The 20,859-nt window shown below is 45.9% G+C and carries 21 protein-coding genes, 1 pseudogene and 3 other annotated features; of the genes and pseudogenes, 6 read left to right on the top strand and 16 right to left on the bottom strand.

What is annotated here, in order from left to right; genetic code table 11:
• Positions 1-183 precede the first annotated feature (183 nt).
• The 3 genes and pseudogenes from KHQ79_RS05265 (at position 184) to KHQ79_RS05255 (ending at position 1,995) form a co-directional block, all read left to right on the top strand.
• Positions 184-1,329, top strand: coding sequence for a response regulator aspartate phosphatase (locus KHQ79_RS05265; RefSeq protein ID WP_225514327.1), 1,146 nt, complete (start codon positions 184-186; stop codon positions 1,327-1,329).
• Complete coding sequence (locus tag KHQ79_RS05260) at positions 1,313-1,432, top strand: PhrC/PhrF family phosphatase-inhibitory pheromone (protein ID WP_014665774.1); 120 nt, start codon at positions 1,313-1,315, stop codon at positions 1,430-1,432. The genes KHQ79_RS05265 and KHQ79_RS05260 overlap by 17 nt, the downstream gene beginning before the upstream one ends.
• 100 nt (positions 1,433-1,532) lie before the next feature.
• A pseudogene (locus KHQ79_RS05255) lies at positions 1,533-1,995 on the top strand (YbaK/EbsC family protein).
• Between the two features lie 32 nt (positions 1,996-2,027).
• Here KHQ79_RS05255 and speB read toward each other — a convergent pair.
• Positions 2,028-2,900 (bottom strand): agmatinase, encoded by an 873-nt coding sequence (gene speB, locus KHQ79_RS05250; RefSeq protein ID WP_225514326.1) that lies wholly within the window; start codon positions 2,898-2,900, stop codon positions 2,028-2,030.
• Between the two features lie 60 nt (positions 2,901-2,960).
• Entirely contained in the window at positions 2,961-3,791 is an 831-nt protein-coding gene (gene speE, locus KHQ79_RS05245; protein ID WP_003235914.1) for a spermidine synthase, read from the bottom strand.
• 201 nt (positions 3,792-3,992) lie between these two features.
• Between speE and KHQ79_RS05240 the strand changes: the two genes are divergently transcribed.
• Complete coding sequence (locus tag KHQ79_RS05240; RefSeq protein WP_225514324.1) at positions 3,993-6,071, top strand: transglycosylase domain-containing protein; 2,079 nt, start codon at positions 3,993-3,995, stop codon at positions 6,069-6,071.
• 27 nt (positions 6,072-6,098) lie between these two features.
• Here the strand turns inward: KHQ79_RS05240 and KHQ79_RS05235 are convergent, their stop codons facing one another.
• The 3 genes from KHQ79_RS05235 to KHQ79_RS05225 all read right to left on the bottom strand — a co-directional run bounded on the left by KHQ79_RS05235 (position 6,099) and on the right by KHQ79_RS05225 (position 7,863).
• The gene (locus KHQ79_RS05235) at positions 6,099-6,533 is read right to left on the bottom strand and encodes a hypothetical protein (RefSeq protein ID WP_225514323.1); all 435 of its coding nucleotides are present in this window, start codon (positions 6,531-6,533) and stop codon (positions 6,099-6,101) included.
• 139 nt (positions 6,534-6,672) lie between these two features.
• A complete protein-coding gene (locus tag KHQ79_RS05230; RefSeq protein WP_003235920.1) occupies positions 6,673-7,191 on the bottom strand; it encodes a YwhD family protein in 519 nt (172 codons plus the stop codon).
• A gap of 12 nt (positions 7,192-7,203) precedes the next feature.
• The gene (locus KHQ79_RS05225; RefSeq protein ID WP_003235922.1) at positions 7,204-7,863 is read right to left on the bottom strand and encodes a site-2 protease family protein; all 660 of its coding nucleotides are present in this window, start codon (positions 7,861-7,863) and stop codon (positions 7,204-7,206) included.
• 108 nt (positions 7,864-7,971) lie between these two features.
• Between KHQ79_RS05225 and KHQ79_RS05220 the strand changes: the two genes are divergently transcribed.
• Positions 7,972-8,160 carry a 2-hydroxymuconate tautomerase gene (locus KHQ79_RS05220; RefSeq protein WP_225514321.1) on the top strand — a complete coding sequence of 63 codons (189 nt, stop codon included), beginning with the start codon at positions 7,972-7,974 and terminating at the stop codon, positions 8,158-8,160.
• A gap of 42 nt (positions 8,161-8,202) precedes the next feature.
• Here the strand turns inward: KHQ79_RS05220 and KHQ79_RS05215 are convergent, their stop codons facing one another.
• The 7 genes from KHQ79_RS05215 to KHQ79_RS05180 all read right to left on the bottom strand — a co-directional run bounded on the left by KHQ79_RS05215 (position 8,203) and on the right by KHQ79_RS05180 (position 15,705).
• Positions 8,203-8,622, bottom strand: a complete 420-nt coding sequence (locus KHQ79_RS05215) for a MarR family transcriptional regulator (RefSeq protein WP_060399745.1) — start codon at positions 8,620-8,622, stop codon at positions 8,203-8,205.
• 119 nt (positions 8,623-8,741) lie between these two features.
• A complete protein-coding gene (thrS, locus tag KHQ79_RS05210; RefSeq protein ID WP_225514320.1) occupies positions 8,742-10,658 on the bottom strand; it encodes a threonine--tRNA ligase in 1,917 nt (638 codons plus the stop codon).
• A gap of 52 nt (positions 10,659-10,710) precedes the next feature.
• Positions 10,711-10,933 (bottom strand) — a binding site (T-box leader).
• A 31-nt stretch (positions 10,934-10,964) separates the two neighbouring features.
• Positions 10,965-11,187, bottom strand: a binding site (T-box leader).
• Between the two features lie 32 nt (positions 11,188-11,219).
• Positions 11,220-11,448, bottom strand: a binding site (T-box leader).
• A gap of 46 nt (positions 11,449-11,494) precedes the next feature.
• The gene (locus KHQ79_RS05200; RefSeq protein WP_225514318.1) at positions 11,495-12,901 is read right to left on the bottom strand and encodes an MFS transporter; all 1,407 of its coding nucleotides are present in this window, start codon (positions 12,899-12,901) and stop codon (positions 11,495-11,497) included.
• The gene (locus KHQ79_RS05195) at positions 12,898-13,371 is read right to left on the bottom strand and encodes an Rrf2 family transcriptional regulator (protein ID WP_225514317.1); all 474 of its coding nucleotides are present in this window, start codon (positions 13,369-13,371) and stop codon (positions 12,898-12,900) included. The genes KHQ79_RS05200 and KHQ79_RS05195 overlap by 4 nt, the downstream gene beginning before the upstream one ends.
• A gap of 111 nt (positions 13,372-13,482) precedes the next feature.
• Positions 13,483-13,983, bottom strand: a complete 501-nt coding sequence (locus KHQ79_RS05190; protein ID WP_003222046.1) for a YwgA family protein — start codon at positions 13,981-13,983, stop codon at positions 13,483-13,485.
• Positions 13,984-14,018: 35 nt separating this feature from the next.
• Positions 14,019-15,320, bottom strand: coding sequence for an HD domain-containing protein (locus tag KHQ79_RS05185; protein WP_225514315.1), 1,302 nt, complete (start codon positions 15,318-15,320; stop codon positions 14,019-14,021).
• Positions 15,321-15,480: 160 nt separating this feature from the next.
• Positions 15,481-15,705, bottom strand: a complete 225-nt coding sequence (locus KHQ79_RS05180) for a YuzB family protein (protein WP_225514313.1) — start codon at positions 15,703-15,705, stop codon at positions 15,481-15,483.
• 213 nt (positions 15,706-15,918) lie between these two features.
• Between KHQ79_RS05180 and rsfA the strand changes: the two genes are divergently transcribed.
• A complete protein-coding gene (gene rsfA / locus KHQ79_RS05175) occupies positions 15,919-16,698 on the top strand; it encodes a prespore-specific transcription regulator RsfA (protein WP_003235937.1) in 780 nt (259 codons plus the stop codon).
• Positions 16,699-16,840: 142 nt separating this feature from the next.
• Here rsfA and KHQ79_RS05170 read toward each other — a convergent pair whose 3' ends face one another.
• From KHQ79_RS05170 to pta, 4 genes are all read right to left on the bottom strand, one after another.
• Complete coding sequence (locus KHQ79_RS05170; protein WP_225514312.1) at positions 16,841-17,731, bottom strand: carboxylate/amino acid/amine transporter; 891 nt, start codon at positions 17,729-17,731, stop codon at positions 16,841-16,843.
• A gap of 172 nt (positions 17,732-17,903) precedes the next feature.
• Entirely contained in the window at positions 17,904-18,749 is an 846-nt protein-coding gene (gene ywfL, locus KHQ79_RS05165; RefSeq protein ID WP_084993929.1) for an octanoyl-[GcvH]:protein N-octanoyltransferase, read from the bottom strand.
• Positions 18,750-18,796: 47 nt separating this feature from the next.
• Positions 18,797-19,696 carry a cysJI operon transcriptional regulator CysL gene (gene cysL / locus KHQ79_RS05160; protein WP_003222059.1) on the bottom strand — a complete coding sequence of 300 codons (900 nt, stop codon included), beginning with the start codon at positions 19,694-19,696 and terminating at the stop codon, positions 18,797-18,799.
• Positions 19,697-19,840: 144 nt separating this feature from the next.
• Complete coding sequence (pta, locus tag KHQ79_RS05155) at positions 19,841-20,812, bottom strand: phosphate acetyltransferase (protein WP_003235941.1); 972 nt, start codon at positions 20,810-20,812, stop codon at positions 19,841-19,843.
• Positions 20,813-20,859: the final 47 nt, after the last annotated feature.

The raw sequence follows: 20,859 nt of genomic DNA, 5'->3' as shown, positions 1-20,859 counted from the left end.
GAATATGGAAGGTGAATGTGTTTGCTTGTACAAATTGCCGAGGGTAAAAGTGGTTTTTCGAAAGTATTTCCTCCAACATGCGGTGTAACGAAAGAAAAAATTGCGGTTTTTTTGCGCTTCTCTCAAGAATGATAATGATAAAATATGACATATATAGAATAATGAAGGGAGGGATTTACAAACGTGACAGGTGTCATATCTTCTTCTTCCGTCGGAGAAAAGATTAACGAATGGTATATGTACATACGCCGATTCAGCATACCCGATGCAGAATATTTGCGAAGAGAAATCAAGCAAGAGCTGGATCAAATGGAAGAAGATCAAGACCTTCATTTGTACTATTCACTGATGGAATTCCGGCACAACCTGATGCTTGAGTACCTTGAACCGCTAGAAAAAATGCGGATCGAGGAACAGCCGAGACTGTCTGATCTGCTGCTTGAGATTGATAAAAAACAGGCTCGTTTAACTGGGCTGCTTGAGTACTACTTTAATTTCTTCAGAGGCATGTATGAACTGGAACGCCGTGAATATGTATTAGCCATTCAATTTTTTAAAAAAGCAGAGAGCAAACTGATTTTTGTAAAAGACAAAATTGATAAAGCTGAATTCTTTTTCAAAATGTCAGAAGTCTATTACTATATGAAACAAACTTATGTCTCCATGGACTATGCACGTCAAGCATTCGAAATATACAGTGAACAGACTACATATGATATTAGAATGATTCAATGCCAGTCCTTATTCGGAGCTAACTTTTTGGATTTAAAACAATATGAGAAAGCAATTGCCCATTTTCAAAAAGCTTACACACTTGCTGAAGCAGAGCAGCAGCCGCAATTAATGGGAAGAACGCTTTATAACATAGCGCTCTGCAAGCAAAATCAAAACAGTTTTGAATCAGCGATTGAGTATGTAAAAAAATCTATTCAAGTATTTGAAGGATCTAAAATGCTCCCTTCTCTGCCACAAGCCTTTTTCCTAATTACACAAATTTATTTTAAATTAGGTAAGATGGATAACGCTTGTGAATATCATATAAAAGGAAAAGAATATTCAGCAGAAGCGGGAGACACTGTGTACTTAACGGAGTTTGAATTTTTGGAATCTTTATACTTGTCTGGACCAGATGAGGAACGGATAGAAAAATGTTTTGTATTTCTTGAAAGTAAAATGATGTATGCTGATATTGAAGACTTCGCACTTGATGTTGCTAAATATTATCATCAGCAGGAAAATTACAAGAAAGCATCTAATTACTTTTTAAAGGTTGAAGAGGCAAGACAGCACATTCAAGGGGGGGTGAATTTATATGAAATGGAAGTATAAATTATTACTCGCTTGTTTAGCTGTGAGTGCTGTATTTATCACAGTCGAAGTATCAAATTCATCAACAGAACATTTTGATGTTGCACAACGCGCCATGATCTAAAACCGCCGTCCATCGGCGGTTTTTTTTGTCCCCTCTTTGCCCAGTCTTCCAATCATGCTATGATTTTTCAATACATCATAACGGAAGATGGCAAGGTGTTATGTCTCTGGAAAGTGCAAAAACCCACCTTAAACAGTGGCATCGGGAACAGGATGTCATGGTCAAGCGCGACAGTTGAACAAGCGGCTGAGACGATCGGCGTGAGGCCTGCTAGAATCGCCAAGACGCTGTCCTTCAGAGGAGAAGGAGATCAGGCAATGCTGATTGTGGCAGCCGGAGATGTCAAGATCGACAACAAAAAGTACCGGCAAACATTTGGTTTTAAAGCATGAATGCTCTCCCCTGATGAGGTGCTGGAGCAGACAGGCCATGAAATTGGAGGGGTTTGCCCGTTTGGATTGGCTCATGATCTGGAGGTTTATCTTGATATATCGCTGAAACGGTTTGAAACTGTTTTTCCGGCATGCGGCAGCAGAAACTCCGCTATTGAATTAACGTTAGAAGAGTTGTCCGAATTTTCTTTCTTAAAAGAGTGTGTTGATGTTTGCAAAGGCTGGGAATAAAAAAACATCCAGACAGGGTCTGGATGTTTTTCTTATTTCACAAACCCAAGCAGCATTTCACGGATGATTTTGCTGGCTGTGTTTGCCGTTTGTTCTGAGTGGTCATATACCGGTGCGACTTCCACTAAATCAGCGCCCTTCACGTTTACCTCTGAGCGCGCGATTTCATGGATAGATGCAAGCAGTTCTTTAGACGTGATGCCGCCGGCGTCAACCGTTCCTGTTCCCGGTGCGTGCGCAGGGTCTAATACGTCAATGTCGATGGTGACATATACCGGACGTCCCGCCAGCTTCGGAAGCACTTCTTTCAGCGGTTCAAGCACTTCAAATTTGGAGATGTGCATGCCGTTTTCCTTCGCCCAATCAAACTCTTCTTTCATGCCGGAACGGATTCCGAATGAATATACATTTTGCGGTCCGATCAATTCTGCCGCTTTGCGGATCGGTGTGGAGTGAGAAAGCGGTTCTCCCTCATAATCTACGCGAAGATCAGTATGTGCGTCAAAATGGATAATCGCAAGGTCGGGATATTTCTTGTGCATCGCTTTAATGACAGGCCATGTCACAAGATGCTCTCCACCCATTCCCATCGGGAACTTCCCTTTTTCTAAAATGCTGTCCACGTATTCCTCAATCATATCGAGGCTTTTCTGCGGATTTCCGAACGGCAGCGGAATGTCGCCGGCGTCAAAGAAGTTCAGGTCGGCCAGATCACGGTCTAAATACGGGCTGTATTCTTCAAGGCCAATTGACACCTCGCGGATTCTGCTCGGGCCAAAGCGTGAGCCCGGACGATAGCTGACCGTCCAATCCATCGGCATGCCGTAAAGGATGGCGTCCGCCCCTTCCCACTCGGGACGGCTCGCGATAAATACTTTTCCTGAATAAGCTTCATCAAATCTCATCTATAATACCCTCGCTTTCCTGTAAAAAAGCGCAAGATTCGCTCCTGCGCCATACCATCATTATTTAATCAGGTCACTCACAAATTTCGGCAGAACAAACGCCGCTTTATGAATATCTTTTGTGTAATATTTCGTATCAATATCGAAGAAACGGCTGTCTTCCACTGCAAGCGGATCATATTTTTTCGAGCCGATTGTAAATGTCCACAAACCGCTTGGGTATGTCGGAATGTTCGCCGTATACAGCTTCGTAATCGGGAAGATTTCCTTCACGTCGCGCTGTACATTTGTGATTAATTCAGGCGTAAACCATGGGTTGTCCGTTTGAGCGACGAAAATGCCGTCTTCTTTCAGCGCCTTCGCGATTCCTGCGTAGAATCCTTTTGTAAACAGGTTTACAGCTGGTCCGACAGGTTCAGTTGAATCTACCATAATTACGTCGTATTGATTTTCAGATTTCGCAATGTGCATAAATCCGTCATCCACCTGAACGTCAACGCGCGGATCATCCAGTTTACCTGCGATAGAAGGAAGAAACTTTTTAGAGTATTCGATGACCTTGCCGTCAATATCAACAAGTGTCGCTTTTTTCACGCTTGGATGCTTCAGGATTTCTCTGATGACGCCGCCGTCACCGCCGCCGACAACAAGAACGTGCTCCGGATTTGGGTGTGTAAATAATGGGACATGCGCCACCATTTCGTGATAAACGAATTCGTCTTTTTCAGATGTCATGACCATGCCGTCCAAAAACAGCATGTTGCCGAACTCTTCTGTTTCCACCATTTCTAAATGCTGAAACTCCGTTTGTTCTGTATGTAACGTTTTATTAACCTTCATTGTAATGCCAAAGTTTTTCGTCTGCTTCTCTGTGTACCAAAGTTCGCTCAATTGTCATCTCCCTTTCAAGGCTGTATTCATTTATTGTAAGCGTCTTGTCAGCTTTTATTCTCGGTTGAAATCTCATTTTCACCTAAGGAAAAAGTATAGAGGATGGCGGGGAAAAAGTAAAGATGCGTCCTGTTCTGAGATGTTTAAAAACGATCTTTTTTTCTCATAATAGTAGAAACATAAAAAAAGGGGGAACCCGTTGTGGATGCAATGACAAATAAACGGCTGAGACTGACGCTGAAAACCGTTCGCGCCTTCATCTTTTTAGGGGCTTTTGCGGCCTTGGCGGCAGCTGCTGTGTTTATGACTGTCATTTTGATAGCCAAATACCAGGGCGCTCCCTCGGTGCAAGTGCCGCAATCCACGATTTTGTATGCCAGTGACGGCTCAAAGCTCGGGGAAACGAACTACGGCGAAAAGCGCTATTGGGTCCCCTTAAAGGACATGAATCCGACGATTGTAAAAGCGACAGTGGCGATTGAAGACCAAAATTTCTACGATCACCACGGCTTTGATTATAAACGCATGGCCGGCGCGGCGCTTGCAGATCTGAAAGCATTTGCCAAGGTTCAGGGCGCAAGCACCATCACCCAGCAATATGCGAGAAACTTATACCTTGAACACGACAAAACGTGGAAACGGAAATGGAATGAGGCGTTCTACACGATCCGCCTGGAACAAAACTATTCTAAGGACGAGATATTAGAAGGCTATTTAAATACAATTTATTACGGACACGGCGCATACGGCATTGAAGCTGCTTCCCGCCTGTATTTCGGCAAGCATGCAAAAAACCTGACGGATGCGGAGGCCGCGTTATTGGCGGGAATCCCGAAAGGCCCTTCCGGCTACTCGCCGTATGTCAATGAAACAAAGGCCAAGGAGCGCCAGAAAACGATTGTGCGGATGATGGAAAAGCAGCAGATGATCGGCCATAAAAAAGCGAATGAACTGATCAAAGAACCGCTTTCCTATCAGCCTTTGAATAAACAAGTTTCCAAGAGAAAGGCCCCTTATTTCTATGACAATGCGATGAGAGAGCTGGAGAAAAAGCTCGGCATGACGCGGGAGCAAATTGAAACGAGCGGGTTAAACGTCTATACAACGGTAGATAAACGGATGCAGCGCATCGCTGAGGAGACCATTACCGAAACCGTTAACGCCGGCTCTGACATTCAAGTCGGGTTTTCAGCCATTGATCCCCGCACAGGAAACGTTCTCGCCCTTGTCGGCGGCAGGGATTATCAAAAAAGCCCGTTTGACCGGACGACACAGGCGAAGCGCCAGCCTGCTTCGACGATCAAACCGTTACTGTACTATAAAGCGATCCAGAGCGGATTTACGCCAGTCACCTTGATGAAAAGCGAAGAAACCGAGTTTCAAATTGATGCAAGGGGAGAAACCTATTCTCCAAGCAACTATAACGGATACTACGCCAACAAGCCGATTACGCTTCTGCAGGCGCTGGCGCTTTCCGACAACATTTACGCTGTGAAAACACATCTCTTTCTCGGAATGAATAAGCTTGTACAATCGGCAAAGGAATTCGGCATCACTGCGCGTCTTCAAGCACTGCCTTCCCTTGCGCTCGGCACCGAACCCGTACGTCCGATTGAGATGGTCAACGCCTACGCCATGCTCGCAAATGGCGGGAAGAAAATCGAACCGACTTTTATTTCAAGAGTTACGGACGCGACGGGACATGTGCTGTACGAAAACCGGAGCAAGCATAAACAGGTGCTCGATGAAAAAGCCGCTTTTGTCACGTCGAGTATGATGACAGGCATGTTTGATACGGATTTAAACGGCTATACGTCGGTAACCGGACGGACGATCGCCAACCGCCTGACAAGAACATATGCGGGAAAATCAGGAACCACAAGCGCAGACAGCTGGATGATCGGCTTCAATCCGAAGCTGGCCGCAGGTGTTTGGACCGGCTATGACAAAAACAGCACCATCGACTCGGTCGAAGAAAAAAGCTATGCAAAAACGATTTGGGCTGACTTCATGGAGGATGCGCTCAAAGAAGAACCGGAAACTGCGTTCAAACCGCCAAAAGGCGTAACCGGCGTGTACATTGATCCAGAAACAGGCTACTCATCCGGCCCCGGATGCGCAGCCAAGCATTACACGTATTTTGTGAAAGGCACTGAGCCATCAAACGTATGCTACGGGGCAGAAGAACCCGCAAAACAAACAAAAGACCGGCTTCCAGCCAAAGAAAAACCCGCTTCCGAGAAAAAATGGTGGGACAAATGGCTGGGGCGGAATCATTAAAAATAACCCGGCTCCTTGGAGGCCGGGTTATTCGTATGGTTCGTCAATTACCCATGGAAGAAGCGTAACACAATCGAGCTGAATAATTGGTTTTGGGAAACCCTTAGGAATGTAAATTTGGTGCCGAGGCTCTGAAAATGAAATATGCCCCGACAAATCAATCCTTTCCGGGTTCAATTCTTGTTTTCCTTCTACAATATGGCCTACTATAAAATAACTGGCTATATAAAAGTGCAGATTATCTTTAATCCCATGATAATTAATATCTGTACATTTGGACGGAATGAGACCTAAACCTTCTAAGACATGAAATTTTTCAACCGGCAGTTCGTTCACTGCTTCATAGTAGTTCAGACAGTTACCGCATTCACACATATCCTCTATATCTTTCTCATACTGCTTTCTCGTTTCTTCTACGTCGGCTTTTATCACCCAGTCTCCGACTCGAATGGTTTCGTACATCATAACCCCCTAAAAATGAAAAACCCCGAGTCTTGTTTCGGCTCGGGATTTTCCATGTCCTAGTTTCTGTATCACCAGTTTACTCAATGTTTACGAAAAATAGTTCAAATATTCTAAAAGTTCACAGAAAGTTCACAAATTAATTGTCTTCTGGAAGCAGGCCTGTTTTTAATTCATCTGAGGATCGGTCCCATAGGCCCTGATCGTGTTTTTTCAGAAACTCGCCTAGTACCCGCTTCGAGCTGTCGTCCATTTTATCGATGATAATTTTCCGCTTCATGGATTTATCCATCAGATTCACATGCTCAGGCAGCGACTTGTAGCCTCTTCTGATGCTTCTGTCGACCGTCATTTCACAGGCTGTCACACCAGCGTAATATGGCCCCTCTTCTTTTCTGTCAATCGTTACCCACACAAGCCAGTACGGTTTTCCGTTTGGAACTTCTTCTTTATTCGGCAGAAATTTAATTCCTTTTTCAACGGTGCTGCGGGCGTGCATGGCGCCGATGTCAACGAACGCTTCTTTTTCCTCTACATCGACGAATACGGGAGAAATGTTATCGAGGCTTAGCGCCCCTACACCGAAACCGCCGTGTCCATCTGTCGGATCACTTTTGATAATATTAAACCCGATTGATTTTTTCTTTTTTTCTTCCATGAGTTCTACCTCCTACAAAAGCGGTTGAAATATCGCTGAAAACAGCTGTAAAATCCGATCTCTTCCGGCATTTAGCAGCGGCCAAAGCACGTAAGATCCGAGCGGTGTCACAAACAGAACCAAAAAGACGATAAAGCCGTAGCTCTCCGCCTGCGTCATCTTGGCACGCACCCCTGGCGGAACGAGATCTTCAATAATACGATAGCCATCGAGCGGAGGAAGCGGCAGCAGATTAAATAAAAACAAGACAAGATTCAGCTGTATCCAAATGGAAAAAAACTGATCCAGCCCCGTGCTGAACGCCGCAAGCATCTCCATTCCGTATGCATGCATCAACACTAACAAAAAGAAACCGACAAACGCAAGAATCAGGTTACTGACGGGCCCTGCGATGGATACGAGCACGCCGGCAAGCCGAGGTTTCTTAAAGAAGCGGCGATTGACAGGAATAGGGCGCGCCCATCCGAATCCGGCCACCAGAATCAAAATGGTTCCGAACGGATCAAGGTGTTTAATGGGATTCAGCGTCAGCCTTCCTTCTCTTTTCGCTGTATCGTCACCGAATTTGTACGCGACATAGGCATGGGCAAGCTCGTGTATGGTAAACGACACAATTAACGTGATGACGAGGTATGGCATTAACGATAACGGATAATATAAAAAACGGTCCAAGTGAGATATCCCTCTTTCTAAAAATGCAAGAATTTACTTTATTCAGTATACTATAAGAAACCTCTTTTTCTAAAGAGAGGAAACGAAATAAAGGAGGATTCAGCACCCATGCCATACGTAACCGTCAAAATGCTCGAAGGCCGTACAGACGAGCAAAAACGCAATCTTGTCGAGAAAGTAACAGAAGCCGTAAAGGAAACAACCGGTGCTTCTGAAGAAAAAATTGTTGTATTTATAGAAGAAATGAAAAAAGACCATTATGCCATCGCAGGCAAACGCCTGAGCGATATGGAATAATCTCTATAAAGCCGGCGCTTCGCGCACCGGCTTTTTCCATCCTTATTGGGTCAGCTTCGCAATAATCGCTAATAACGCCTTTTTCTCTTCGGCTGTCAAACGTTCAAACATGCCGTCAATCAGTCCCTGGCGGTTTTCGATCATTTGCTCAGCCGCTGCCCTGCCCGATTCAGAAAGCGTAATCCATACAGTGCGGCGGTCATTGTTATTTCTGGATCTCTCAATGAATCCCTCCTGCTCTAAATGATTAAGAGCAGTGGTCGTAGCAGAGGGAGACAGTGTGACCTCCTTCAGAATATCCTTTATGGTGCAGCTCCCATGCCTGTATATGATCCGCAGAATAAATCCTCTTACATTATTTACGTGTTTCGGAACGGTGGCTTCATCTAATTGCTTCGTGCTTTTCAAATATTTTGTAAGTGCGTGATCCAGCAAATTTGCTTCCAGTTTGTCATGGTCCATGTAGATTTCCCCATTTCGAGATGCATTCATAACATACGAACGATATGATTTACTTATTATTTTACTGATTCCGGATAGGGAAAGTCAAAAAAGCAAAATGAGAATTTACAGCTTTTCTCCTAGATACTTCGATTTTTCACCTGTTTGACAAGTTTTTCTTTAAACGTCTGAAAAGGAACGTGTTCATTCTGCTGATGTCCGAATTGGCGGACGTTTACCGCACCTTCCTGCTCTTCATGATCTCCAAGCACCAGCACGTACGGGACTTTCTGCACCTGCGACTCTCTGATTTTGTAGCCCAGCTTCTCATTGCGCTCATCAATGCCTGCTCTTATCCCCAGCTGCTTCAGCTCTTCCTGCACCTTTCTGCAATAGTCCAAGTGAACGTGCGAAACCGGTAGGATTTGAACCTGGATCGGTGCAAGCCAGACTGGGAATGCCCCGCCGAAATGCTCGATCAAAATGCCGAAGAAACGGTCGATCGAGCCGAATACCGCTCTGTGTATGACAACAGGACGAACCTTTTCATTGTGTTCATTGATATATGTTAAATCAAATTTTTCCGGCATTTGAAAATCAAGCTGAATTGTCGCGCATTGGTGGCTCCGTTTAAGGGCATCTTTTATGTGAAAATCAATCTTCGGCCCGTAAAACGCCCCATCGCCTTCATTAACCTCATAAGGCAGGCCGAGCTCTTCAAGGACGTGTGCTAAGGCACGTTCCGACGCTTCCCAAAGGCTGTCATCGCCTAATGAATCCTCCGGGCGAGTCGAGAGTTCGACCGAATATTCGAAGCCAAATGTACGATATACCTCATCAATTAGCCCAATCGCTTCTTTGATCTCACTTTCAATCTGATCCTCCCGAACAAAGATATGGGCATCATCCTGGCAAAACGTACGGACGCGAAGCATTCCGTTTAATGCACCGCTGTATTCGTGGCGATGCACCTGCCCGAATTCCGCCATGCGAATCGGCAGATCCCGATAAGAATACAGGCTGTTTTTAAAGATGAGCATGTGGCCCGGGCAATTCATCGGCTTCATTGCGAATTTTGTATCATCAACTTCTGAAAAATACATATTGTCGCGATAATGATCCCAGTGGCCTGACTGCTCCCATAACCGCTGATTCATCATAAACGGCGTACGCACCTCATCGTATCCGGCCTTTGTTTGCAGCTCACGCGAGAAGCGTTCCAGCTCATTGCGGACAATCTGCCCTTTTGGCAAATAAAACGGCATCCCCGGCGCTTCTTCAGAAAACATAAACAGCTCTAATTGTTTGCCCAGCTTGCGGTGGTCTCGTTTTGCCGCTTCTTCCAGCATATGCAGATGCGCATCGAGATCTTTTTTCTTTTGAAACGCAACCCCGTACACCCGCTGGAGGACTTCATTTTCACTGTCTCCGCGCCAATAAGCGCCCGATACTCTTGTCAATTTGAACGCCTTGATCATTCCTGTAGAAGGAAGATGAGGCCCGCGGCACAGGTCAACGAATTCTCCCTGCTGATACAGCGCAATGTCCTCCATCCGCGGAATATCCTTCAAAATCTCCAGCTTAAACGGCTCGCCTTTTTTGGCAAACAGCTCTTCAGCCTCTTCGTAAGAAACCTCATTTCGTTTGATTTCAAGGTTCTCATTTATAATGTTCTTCATTTCTTTTTCGATGGCCTTTAAGTCTCCTGATGTTAAGCTTTTCTCCAGCTTCATGTCATAGTAGAAGCCGTCTTCAATCACTGGACCTATCCCCAATGACACGTCGCCGTACAGCCGTTTCACCGCTTGAGCCAGCACGTGCGCTGATGTGTGGCGAAGCACCTGCAAGCCTTCTTGGGAATCAAGTGTGACAATCGAAAGCTCAGCATCCTCCTCCAGCTTGAAGCTGAGACCAACAAGCTTGCCGTTGACCTGGCCCGCAGCCGCCTTCTTTTGCAGACTGGAACTGATAGAACCAGCCGCTTCTTTAATAGTGACGCCTTTCGGATATTCCTTGATCTGTCCGTCCGGAAGCTGAATGTGTACATGTTTACTCATTTTAAACACTCCTTATCAATTGTTGTATATAAAAAAACACACCCATCCCGCTGAAAGGGACGAGTGTGTGATTTACCCGTGGTTCCACCCAAGTTCCCGACAAACGCTATGTTTATCGGCTCGGTGCTGTAACGCAGCATAGACGGCATTGGATACTTCAGTTCCCCAATGCTGCTCCAAGGCGGTAAATGATATTCCTAAGCCGGGAAGCTCTCACCTTTCCTTCCCTCTCTGAAAACCGTAAATATCATTCATGTCCTTTTCTTCGCATATATTCAATTCATAAAAAAACACACCCATCCCTCTAAAAGGGACGAGTGTGTGATTTACCCGTGGTTCCACCCAAGTTCCCGACAAACGCTATGTTTATCGGCTCGGTGCTGTAACGCAGCATAGACGGCATTGGATACTTCAGTTCCCCAATGCTGCTCCAAGGCGGTAAACGATATTCCTAAGCTGGGAAGCTCTCACCTTTTCTTCCCTCTCTGAAAACCGTAAATATCATTCATGTCCTTTTCTTCGCATATATTTAGTTCATATAAAAAACACACCCATCCCTCTAAAAGGGACGAATGTGTTTATTATCCGTGGTTCCACCCAAATTCCCGATCAACACACATGGTGTATCGGCTTTAAGGTGCTGTAACGCAGCATGACGGTATCAGATACTTGATTTCCCCGATACGGCTCAAAGGCGGTAAGCTGCTTTCCCTGCGTTAGGAAGATCTCAGCTGTCCTTCCCTCTCTGGAAACCGTAAAAAGCATCTCGTGTCCTTATCAGTGCCTGTTGTTTCAATAATTTTTTATATCTTACTATATATTCCCACAAAGCGCAATCAGTGATTTACATTTTTTTCTGACGCGGCAGTCCCGTTATGGGCAGCCAGAAATAGCCATACAAGCAATGCGGCGAGACTGTACGCCGCTCCCATCATCAAAAACGTAAACCCGGCACCGGCATACCAAGTGGCAGACAGATGAATGATCACCCCGGATACCGCTACGCCGACCAAGGCTCCGATTTGCCGGTTCGCATTTAAAGCCGCGCCGGCGATATTCGCATGCTTTTGCCCGGCAGCCTGCATGATTACAGTTGTCATGGCAGGAACTGTAATGCCGGTGCCAAGGTTCATGACAGACATCAAAACAGCCAGCTGCCAATAAGGAAAGTCCGGTGAAACCAGCACAAATAACAGCAATGCAATGATACAGCTGACCGTCATTGACACAAACATAAGCTGCCCTGCTTCGAACCGATTCGCCAGACGGGCAAACAGCAGATTGCCGATCACGAAGACGGCCATCATCGGCAGCAGCTCAACTCCGGCCATAAAGGAGCTTGCGCCTCTTGCTTCCTGCAAAAAAAGACTCAGCATAAACATGCCGCCGAAAAGGGCAAAATTCAGCAGAAACCCGACGAACTGAGCAGCTGAGAAACGGCCGTTTTTATATAAGGATACCGGCAGAATCGATGTTTTCGCAGAGATTTCCCGCAGCAAAAACAGCACAAATGCCAAAAGCGCAGCCGCGAATGCACCGAGAATTACGGGCGAACGCCAGCCCGCTGAAGGCCCCTGTATCAATGCAAAGGAGAGAAACCCGAGAGCCGCCACTCCAAGCAGGTGCCCTGTGATATTCACGTGCCTGCTTTTTCCCGGCACGCGGTCGAGGATTCGGTAAGCTGAAATGAGCGCAGCCGCCCCTAAAGGCACGTTGATCAGAAAAATACTCTGCCAGCCTGCTGCTTGTACCAGCACACCGCCGATAAAGGGCCCAAGGCCAGAAGCGGCGGACACAAGGGCAGCCCACAGCCCAAACATTTTCGCCCGCACCCGCTCATCAGGGTAAGAGGCCGCCAAAAGGCTGAGTGAGCTCGGCATAAACAAAGCCGCGCCAATTCCCTGTATGAGACGTCCGGCAATCAGCATCTGGCCACTAATTGATACAGCACAAAGGCAGGAGGCCAGGACAAAAACGGCCAAGCCCAGTATATATATCGCCTTCGAGCCGAAACGGTCAGCCAAGGCTCCGCCCGCCAGCAGAAGTGAAGCAAACGTAAGGATGTACCCGTCCACAACCCATGTCACACCTGAAAGTGACATCGAAAGAGCATTTTTCATATCTGCCATCGCCACATTCACAACGGTTACATCAAGAGTAGCCATGAGAAAACCGAGAGCGAGCACGATCAGCACGGATATTCCTGATGATTCTGATTTCTGTAACGGCCCGCTGTTTTTCATTGCAATTGCCCTTTCAATTGCTCGTTTACCCAATCATCTATTTTTTCAAGATCATACAATTCCCCGACTCTGTCCATGACATGCTGCAAGGATTCTTCTCTCATGAGATTGGCCCATTTATACTCGATTTCCCCCATGACTGTCTCCAGCACACAGTTACTTTCACCCTCGAATACGGATTGCAGCAGGCCTTTTCCCTGATACATCGAACCTCTGCCTTCAACCGCTTGATAAACATCATAGAGCGTAATGTCAGCCAAAGGCTTCGTAAGGGTAAAACCGCCCTTCGCCCCCGGTATGGATTCTGCCAAACCGGCTTGAACCAATGTTCTCATCAGCTTCTTCAAATAAGACGGAGACACGCGCAAACGCTGGCTGATTGCCTCTGACGTTAAAGAAGACTGTACGGGCAGCCGTGACAATAACAGCAGGACAGAAACTGCCTGCTCCATTCCTGATTTCATTTTCATCATATTCACTCCCGATTCATTATGGATAACTAATATCCACAATAGATCCCTTAGCAACTTTTGTCAACAAAAAAAGCAAAAGAAACGGATCATTTCTTTTGCTTGGTATAGTTAACAAATCTGCTTCAGTTCTTCTATGTATTGAAGCGCTTCGTCATATTCTTCATTTGTATATTTTTGCTTGCTTTTGATTGTAAAGACTTTTTCTTTCTTTTCCTCAGCCTCAAGCCCGTCAAAGTAAAGGATCGTGGAAACCAGCTCTAAAAACCGTGATGAACGGCTGTTTACACTGTCGATATAGCCTTTAATATCCGGCATATCCAGATCAGCATGGTCTAAAAACGCGGAGCCTGTCTCAGTCAGTGAATAACGGTATTGAAAGTAGCCGCCCTTTTTTTCCTTCACCTCATGCAGAAATCCAAGGTTGCACAGCTCTTCAATCTGGAGCGTCAGTTCCTCTGAATACGGTCCGTAAAAGTGAAAATCATATTTCTCATAGAAAGGAAACTGCATTTTTTTAGCGATATAAATCATTTTCTGCAGCTTCTTCCGCCCGATGATTTCTCCAGAATCCGAGAACACCTTCATCAGTTTTGCATGTTCTTTCAACAAATTCCCGACATCTCCTTTTTCCTTCTTTCCAATTTCTATGTCAGTCCCAGCAGCTGCCGGATTTTCATTTTCGCTTCCGGATGTTCAGAGCCGTCACAAATCAGGTCCTTCGGATAGTACAACTTGTGGTCCGTCCGCCGTTTTCCGGAAATGGATTCCACAATAGCCGACTGTCTGGACAGCTCTTTAATTTGGCCGTTTTGCGTCAAGAGATGGATCGGCAGACGCTCCTCTTCCTCTCCCGGACGGTAAAAATCGTATGGCAGATCTGAAGAAGAATCGACGACCAAATAATAGCTCGGATCGATTCCCGCCTCTTTGAACAATGAAGTCAGCTCAAAATATGCCGACATTTCTTCGTTCGGATTGAATTCAACGTATTGGAACAGCTGGCGGTTAATGAATCTGCGGCACAAATCGGATAAAATCGCATCTTCTTCATCCTCCCAGGCCTGGAAGTAATACAAAATAATAGATTCATCCAGCTTCAAATAATCCTCCAGCGTCAATTTCCCTTCAAAAATAGAATAGAAATGAACCGGAGCGTGAGTGAACACATAGCCTTCATCGTGCAGCTGCTTCGCCCTGTGAAGAATCTTCGTTAAAATAACCTCTGCGCTTCTTGTCACAGGATGGAAATACACCTGCCAGTACATTTGGTAGCGGCTCATGATGTAGTCTTCGACAGCGTGCATCCCGCTTTCTTTAATGACGATCTGATCCTCGCGCGGGCGCATCACCCGAAGGATCCGCTCCATATCAAAATGGCCGTAGCTGACGCCCGTATAATATGCGTCGCGCTGCAGGTAATCCATGCGGTCTGCGTCAATCTGACTCGAAATCAGGCTGACCACTTGCTTGTTTTTATATGTTTTGGCAATGACTTCAGCAACATCCTGCGGGAAACTCGGGCTCACCTTTCTGAGCACCTGATTGACCTCTGTGTCCCCCAAAATGATATCTCTTGTAAAATCTTCGTGGTCAAGGTGAAAGACTTTTTCAAATGAATGCGAGAACGGCCCGTGCCCGAGATCATGAAGCAGCGCCGCGGCCAAACAGAGTTCGCGCTCACTGTCATCCCATTCATGGCGGCCTTTAAAGACGTCATCAACCATTCTCCTGACAATTTCATAGACACCGAGAGAATGGTTGAACCGGCTGTGCTCAGCGCCATGGAACGTCAAATACGTCGTGCCGAGCTGCTTAATTCTGCGGAGACGCTGAAATTCGCGGGTTCCGATCAAATCCCATATCAGCTTGTCCCGTACATGAACATAGCGGTGCACCGGATCTTTAAACACTTTTTCTTCTGATAATTTTCCATTTGGATACGCCATCGTCATTCCCTCTTTTTTTTAGCCGTGTTTCTATTATATCGACTCTATTCTTTGAAAACATCCTTGAATTTGCCCGGCGATTTGTTCCACCTTTACGAAAAACACATGATATGAAGCAAAAAAGCCTGACCTGAGGGCCGAGGCTATTGAAAATATGTTTTTACTTTTTTATTTTCTTTTTTACTTTGTCAATCAGCTCATCCTCTGTCGGAGCTGACAGCGGACGATTGTTCACAAAAGCAAATGTTTTTTTCCGTCCGGGCCCGCAATAAGATTGGCATCCTACCTCAACCTTTGCGTCCGGGTCCACTTCTTTTAAACGCGGCAGCAATGTTTTGATATTAGTGGCTTGGCAATCATCACACACTCGAAATTCATTAGCCATGACGTACGCTTCCCTTCATTTCTATGTTCATCTATGTGAATAACCTAAAATCGCTTTTCAAAAAAATCACATCACTCTTCATTTTACAAGGATTCGACTGTTCCTGCAAGCCGCTCCATCCTTCGTATCTCCTATTCTTTCAGCCAACTTGTATAAATGTTTTCCATACTGGACATTCTAATACCATGAAAAGAAAAATGGGAGTTGAGATAAATGACAAAACAGCGACAAGACGCTTGGTCAGAAGAAAATGATCTGCTTTTAGCCGAAACAGTGCTTCGGCATGTGAGGGAGGGCAGCACCCAGCTGAACGCCTTTGAAGAAGTCGGTGATAAATTGAACCGGACATCCGCAGCCTGCGGATTCAGATGGAACGCGGTAGTCCGCCATCAATATGAAAAAGCGCTACAGCTTGCGAAAAAACAGCGAAAACAGCGGATGAGAGCGCTCGGAAACGGGCAGCCAGCGAAAAAAAGACTATTATATCAGCCTCCTGCGGTTGATCCTGGAATCATTCAAGAAACCGCTGCAGAGGAGCCGGCCAAAACGGACGCACCATCAGCCGAAAATGAGCAGCAGCCTTTAATGTCAGGCGAACACATGCCTTTTGTGGATGAAAGCTTTAAGGAAGAGTTAGCTAGTCTATCACACTTATTGTCTCCTCAAACGCCTGCTGCTGCGCCTGAGATGACAATGAATGATGTGATCCGCTTCCTGCAGAATTACGAAGGCAATAACGAGCAATCATCGGCATTAAAAATGGAAAATGAACGTTTAAAGAAAGAAAATCAGGAATTGCAAAGCAAAACGGAACAGCTTGAGGCAGAAGTTCAAAAGCTTGAAAAAGACCAAAAAACAATCCAAGAAGATTATGAAACCTTGGTAAAAATTATGAATAGAGCCAGAAAGCTAGTTTTATTTGAAGAAGATGAACATGCCTCTCCGTCCTTCAAAATGGACCGGAACGGCAATTTAGAAAAATTAGCGGAATAACTTAGAAAAATCCCAAAACGAGCTGCTGTTTTGGGATTTTCGCCATGTGCAAAATCCCCTTTTCCATTAAGAAAAGAGGATTTTATCATTTTGCTGTGAGCCCCGCTATTCTTGTAAAATGAGGCCAAGCTTAGTGAATCTATTAAGACATGTGAGCTGTCTCAGCCGTTTTTTGATTACGAGGCGCAGCGGAAATGACCAGAAGCCCCAGCAGCATAAGTACAATGCCGAGCCACGAGGAAAGTGAAAGCATTTCCCCTATGAATAACACGCCCAGCAATGAGGCCGTCAGCGGTTCAGCTAAAGACAGCGTGACCGCCGCCGAGGCCGGAACCCCGGTAAGCCCTTTCACAAACAAAAAGTAAGCGGCACATGTTGCAATTAACCCGATGTAAAGGCTCGTTCCCAGTCCTCTCGGGGTCAATATCCACGAGATATCTGACTGCCATAAAAGCGGCGTCAGCAAGATGGCGCTGATCATAAAGACAACGGCGGAAGTCGCTCGCGGAGGCTGGGTTTTCATCATCGATTTACTGATTAGTGTATAGCCCGCAAAAGAAGCACCCGCTCCAAGCGCCATTAGAACACCAGCAGCATCAATCCGAACATTGGAACTGTCGGAAAACAGGAGCCAGCAACCCGCTAAAGCCAGTACAGTCGCGATCCACCAAGAGTTTCGCGGGCGTTTTTTCAATATGGCCCACTCCATGCTCCCGGCAATGATAGGTGCACTGCCGATCGCAATCACAGTCCCCACAGCGATTCCGGTTTCTTTAACGGCTGTGAAAAACAGCGGCTGGTAACACGCCATACAAACTGCTGCTGATAACACGAGCGGCCATGACCAATTTTTCACATGAAGCTCCCTGCTGATCCAAACCGCAAGCAGCATGGCGCTTCCTCCTATTAATAATCTGAACGCTCCGAATGCCAGCGGTGTGGAGCTTTCTGGAGCCATCGCCTGAACAGTTCCCGTAGTTCCCCAGAAAAAAGCCGCGATCAGCACAAACAGGCTGTAAAAATTCCCTTTCATCTGCCTCTCCCCTTTGTATATGGATGCTTCTGATGTCATTTTATCGTTTTTCTTTTTTCCATAGTTATCTGCATATAAGAAGGATTTATCTGAAAATAAGATTGTTGGGGATAAATGCCGCTTAAAATAAAAAACGCATGCCAGCCGGATATGGCTGGCATGCGAAGAACGTTCACCCAAATACCTTAGCATTCCGCTCAGCCATCCGGACGAGGTTTTTCTCAAATTCCATTTCCTCATCCATGGACAGTCCTGCTGAGTAAAGATGGGTGCTTAACGCTTTTAATTCCGTCAGTAAAGCGAACATTAAGTCTTGTACGGAGATGTCTGTTTGCAGAAGCTCGCTTAAGGACGCCATTGTTTCCGGACGTATCTCGGGATAGACGCCTTTTTTATCGTTTCGTTTGTCCTTCAGCGCCGCTTGGTAGAATCGCCGGATCAAGTCGGCCCTTTCACTGCCGCTTTTATCCGCGCAGAGATAGATTTGAACAGCGACTCCGCCGCGAACGCGTCTTTGAGAGATGCCGGCGAATTTTTTGCCATTTATGCTGAGGTCATAGCTGCCGGGACAATATGACCCTTCAATTTCATAGGCTTCGATCTTTGCGTTGTACGGCTTGAGCATCCGTCTCATCAGCTCAACCATCGCTTCATATCCTTTGTCTATATCGATGCCTTTCTTTTCGTCCTCGAATATGAGAGAGATATTCAAAACGCCTTCATCCAAAACGACGGCCAGACCGCCGGAATTGCGTACAATCACGCGGTATCCTTCGTTCTCCAGCAAGGAGATGCCGTCCTGCAAAAACGGGAGGCGCGTATCCTGAATCCCAAGGACAATCGTATCGTGGTGCACCCATGAGCGCGCTGTCGCCGGCGACACGCCTTTTCCGACGGACATGCACAGCGTATCGTCCATTGCGAAGGATTGCTTCGCATCAAATAAAGGGCCGAGACTGGATTGGTCAATGACTCTCCATGTCGGCTGCATCAGTAAATCAATCGGTTGGTTTGCCATCTATGTAAAACCCTTTCATGTTAGGCTTATGAACGAAAACTATTATATCATTTCAGCCGCTGTGATTGATAATTGCTTTTCAGCATCGTAATAAAAATTTCTTTATTTTTCGTATTCTCCATGAGAGGAGAATGAATGTAAGACAGCTTGCGCTTTAATGAGAAATCCTTAATATGAAGAATTGAAATTTCACGGTGGATCAAATCCTTATGCAGCACGCTTCTGGATAGAACAGATAGCCCCATGCCGCTGATCACCGCTTCTTTTACACCTTGATTGCTGCTGATGGTGAACATCGACTTCGGCCGCAGTCCGTTTGAGCTGAGCACATGATCGAGATATTCTCTCGTCCCGGAGCCTTTTTCCCTTGTCACCCACGCTTCGTTTTGCAAATCGCTGATCGAAATATCTCTCCGCCCGGCCAGCGGGTGCTGATTCGGCGCGGCGATACACATTTCATCCTCCATGAACGGTTCAATTTCCAGTTCATTCTCGTTTGTATGTCCTTCAATCAGCCCAATATCAGCCTGAAGCATTCGCACACGCTCGCTGACCTCCTCTGTATTGCCGATCATGACATCGAGGTTCAGCTCTGGATACAGCTTTTGCAGCTGGGCCAGAAGCGGCGGAAGAATATACTCTCCGATCGTAAAGCTGGCAGCTATTTTCAATTCGCCTTTCACATAGTGATGGTGCGCATAGATTTCAGCCTTGGCTTGCTCATAGAGAAATACCATTTGCTTTGCTCTTTGATACAAAATGTCTCCTGTCGGCGTTGTCGTAAAGTGTTTTGGCGACCGATTCAGGAGAGCCGTTTGAAATTCTTTCTCAAGATTTTTGATATGCAGACTGACGCTGGGCTGGGAGATCATCAGCTTTTCCGCTGCTTTTGTGAAGTTTTTTTCTTCTACTACCGCTATAAACGTTTTCAGCACGTCGTAATACAAAAACCCCACCCCTGTCATTAATAAAATATATAATTAAAATCAGTTTTCTTTATTGTACTCATATCATCTGTCTTGGTAAAGAAGGCTATACGGGCGCAAAAAAGGCAGCCCTCAGGAAGAGAGCTGCCATCGTCTTCATTTTTATTACAGTGCTTGCGCCGCTGTAATTAATGCGAGATTGTAAACATCTTCAGCGTTACATCCTCTTGAAAGGTCGTTTACAGGCATATTTAAACCTTGCAGGATTGGTCCTACTGCTTCAAAGTTGCCCAAACGCTGAGCGATTTTATAGCCGATGTTTCCTGCTTCAAGGCTTGGGAATACGAATACGTTAGCGTCCCCTTTGATCTCGGAATCTGGCGCTTTTTTCTCAGCTACAGATGGAACAAATGCAGCATCGAATTGGAATTCGCCGTCAAGTGTCAGTTCAGGGGCTTTTTCTTTCGCGATTTTCACAGCATCCGCTACTTTTTCTGTTTCGTCAGATTTTGCTGAGCCTTTTGTAGAGAAGCTGAGCATTGCCACGCGAGGCTCAATGTCGAACATTTTTGCCGTATTGGCACTTTCGATCGCGATCTCGGCAAGATCTTGGCTGTCAGGCGCAATGTTGATCGCGCAATCTGCGAACACGTATTGCTCTTCTCCGCGAGCCATGATGAAGACGCCAGAAGTCTTTTTCACGCCTTCTTTTGTTTTGATGATTTGAAGAGCCGGGCGGACAGTGTCGGCTGTTGAATGAGCCGCTCCGCTTACAAGTCCGTCTGCAAGGCCTTTGTACACCAGCATTGTACCGAAGTAGTTCTCGTCTAATAATGCTTTACGAGCTTGTTCTTCTGTCGCTTTGCCTTTACGGCGTTCTACGAATGCTTGTACAAGGTCTTCCATGCCTTCATATGTATGAGGATCATAAATCTTAACGCCATCCAGCGTAAGGTTCAATTCTTTTGCTTTTGCTTGGATCTCATTTTCATTGCCGATCACAATCGGATTCAGCACTTTGTTTCCTGCAAGCTTGCTGACCGCTTCTAAAATACGCTCGTCTAAGCCTTCAGGAAATACAATTTTAACGTCTTTTCCAGCTACTTTTTCTTGCACTGTTGAAAATAAATCTGCCACAACTAAAACCTCCTCAAAAAGTTACAAAAACGCTTTCTTTTACTAGC

It is taken from the genome of Bacillus sp. TSO22 (assembly GCF_020223595.1).
Classification (GTDB): domain Bacteria; phylum Bacillota; class Bacilli; order Bacillales; family Bacillaceae; genus Bacillus; species Bacillus inaquosorum.
Note: the sequence above shows the minus strand (reverse complement) of the source record. Positions and strands in the feature narration are given on the sequence as shown.